Source organism: Candidatus Neomarinimicrobiota bacterium (assembly GCA_018647265.1).
Classification (GTDB): domain Bacteria; phylum Fidelibacterota; class Marinisomatia; order Marinisomatales; family TCS55; genus TCS55.
Genome location: JABGTK010000026.1, coordinates 1 through 2,687 on the forward strand (window position 1 = coordinate 1; position 2,687 = coordinate 2,687).

Genomic DNA, 2,687 nt, shown 5'->3' on the forward strand with positions numbered 1-2,687 from the left:
AAATAGTATTCCTAAAATAAATCCCATTTTGATATCACCTACACCCATTGCTTCACGTTTATAGATAATACGACCAATAAATCGTAAACAGAGCAAGAAACCTCCAAACAGTCCAACACCCAGCAGCGTATCCATTATGCCCACATCTATAAATAAATATCGATAACAGATTGAAAATGCTAGCAGTGAATATAAATGAGACTCATAAATGAATTTTTCTTTTAAATCGGTCAGGGCAATGGCTAGTAACATAGTACCCATACCCATTAATAGAATATATGGTAAAAACGACGAATTATGCACATAGAATACTACAGCCAATATCCCCATCACTAATTCAACCACAGGGTATTGCATTGATATGGATTCTTTACATTGTCTACACCGACCCTTTAGCAATAAAAATGAAATTAATGGTAAATTGTCATACCAATGAATTTGCCTATCACATTTTGGGCATTTTGATCTTCCAAAAATGTAATTTCTAGATTCAGTGGTACGAATGGCAAGTACATTCGCAAATGAACCGACACATGCACCTAAAATAAATATTAAGATTTGCAATTGATTACCTATCGCAGATTTTCTGAGCGTTGGAATTCATTGAACTCTGATGAAATTATATACGTAAAACTGTCAGTGACTGTAGACCAGCATTGATCCGAAGCATTCATGTTGAGAATGCTACCATTATTCGAATATATTGAATAGTCCAATACGACCGTACCCGTTCCATCGTTCATCTTCCAAAATCCAAGCAACTGATCGCTGCTAGCATAATCACTAAAATTGATCAGTGAATTAAAATTCAACCCCTGTCGATGCATATAGCCTACGCTTGCATTATTCATTGCACTATTCCATATTCCCACGTTCCGTACCTGACCAGAAAAGAAAATACCCCCCATCATAGGCGTATCCACATATTTACCAATAAAAAAACTACTATTGGCGATCGTTGACCAGTCTACATTGCCACTGGCATTTATTTCATCCATTACTTCCTCATTACGTAAAATCCTGAGCTGATTCCCATCATATACCACAGTGACAAATATCCACTCACTGTCAATAATATTATTAAAACCAAGTGAATAAAAAGTACGTACCTCTGAATCATTCAATGTAACATTGAAATTGAGTCGCGCAACGGTATTTTCAACGATCCGACTAAAGGCGAATTGGAACCCAGCGCCTGGATAGTCATCAAATCTTTTTTGACTAAAACCAAGAACTGGCTCTCCGCTGTAAGGAAGCTGTAAACCGGTGAGAGGTGAGGCAAGATTTTGAGGTTTCATCCAGAGTGATATGGTGAACTGATCTTGAATCTGTTTGAAATGATCATGAGCTCCTAGGTCAGCGAACGTAAACTGTCCTTGGTATCTAGAAGCTTTTTGCTCTAGTCTTTTTAATTGGATAGTACCGGATTCAATCGTTTCAATCTCAAGGATTCCTTCATCGTTAAACGCTGGTAATGTCACGTTTTCAATGAGGGTATTTCCGGAGCGAATATTACTGATCAATTGTGTACGAACGTATTTATTGGCCGCCGTTCGTAGATTCGAGGTCGCAGTCGAGCTTAACAGTAAGAGGATGCCTAATGCGGTAAATGTGATTACTAACGAAAATAATAAAATGATGCCTCCACTTTTTTTCATCTAGTTCAGTCTCCGTACTTTGATATAATGATTCCTCACAATGTTTTCATCAAGGGTAAATTGATAATTGAGGCGAATTTTAGGCATGGTGTTCATCTCAGGAATAATGAATGAATCGGAATTTTCTGGTGATTTGACCGTATTGTCATAATTGTAATACTTGAATTCAGTAACGAGAGTATTCACATTTTTTACTAGAACTTTTTTATCTGAATCATCCACCCGATAGTATATGACATCATCCGCAATAAAATAGGACACCTCCTGCTGGAACAATTGATCGCGCGTGGTATAGAACCCAATCGAATCAGCGGTCATGAATTTGAATTTGGTATGGGTCCTAAAATCTTCCTCTAGTCGATTTATTAGGCGCGACTCAACAATATTTTTCATCTGAATCGATTCCATTTTACGGAGCTCTTTAAAACTACTATTGATCACATTGAAAAGTAGCGGCATCACAATCCCTAAAACTGCGATGGTTAGCAGCATTTCGATAAGTGTAAATCCCTTATTAGTCTTCAAATGGATACACCATGATGCCAGTTTCTGTTAACAAAAACTTATTATTATTTTCAGGATTGAAAAGAGGACGTAAATACCCAAGATCTCTTTGTAAATTTCCAACCTGTTGCAAGTGAGACCCTCCTTCATCAATCTTATAATATTCAGTAACTACAGGCTCTTCATTTCCTACATCAACCAATATCGAAAAATCCCTCCTTTGGACTGTTCCACCCACAAGAGAAACATCATAATATTGCGAAAGTTGTTGACTTAAAGTTGCGTATCCATATTGTCTTTTGCCTATAAATTTGTGCAACCTTCTATCACTAGCTAAATCAATTTCAATATAATCATCTGAGTATTGCGGATTATTTGGGTCCGGACGACTATTTGTAAATGGACCTGTCCATGCTTTAATGATATTACCGTCGCGCACAATTTTTACTCTAGTATATCGATTCATATTCCAATTCTGACGTCTTTCGGTTGATTCATCAAATACTCTTTTACTCCATTTGAAGG

General features: G+C 37.0%; 4 protein-coding genes. All 4 read right to left on the reverse strand.

Annotated features, from left to right (window positions below):
• Nucleotides 1-564, reverse strand: a 564-nt coding sequence (locus HN459_01995) for a prepilin peptidase (GenBank protein MBT3478212.1), incomplete at its 3' end; no start/stop codon positions are given.
• 8 nt (nucleotides 565-572) lie between these two features.
• On the reverse strand, nucleotides 573-1,481 hold the full coding sequence (locus HN459_02000) for a LamG domain-containing protein (protein MBT3478213.1): 909 nt from the start codon (nucleotides 1,479-1,481) through the stop codon (nucleotides 573-575).
• 177 nt (nucleotides 1,482-1,658) lie between these two features.
• Nucleotides 1,659-2,150, reverse strand: a complete 492-nt coding sequence (locus HN459_02005) for a hypothetical protein (protein ID MBT3478214.1) — start codon at nucleotides 2,148-2,150, stop codon at nucleotides 1,659-1,661.
• 22 nt (nucleotides 2,151-2,172) lie between these two features.
• On the reverse strand, nucleotides 2,173-2,628 hold the full coding sequence (locus HN459_02010; protein MBT3478215.1) for a hypothetical protein: 456 nt from the start codon (nucleotides 2,626-2,628) through the stop codon (nucleotides 2,173-2,175).
• Nucleotides 2,629-2,687: the final 59 nt, after the last annotated feature.

Excerpts from the sequence above, each read along its gene's own strand:
- HN459_02005 (MBT3478214.1), bottom strand. The coding sequence starts at position 2,150 with ATGCTGCTAACCATCGCAGTTTTAGGGATTGTGATGCCGCTACTTTTC.
- HN459_02010 (MBT3478215.1), bottom strand. The coding sequence starts at position 2,628 with ATGAATCGATATACTAGAGTAAAAATTGTGCGCGACGGTAATATCATT.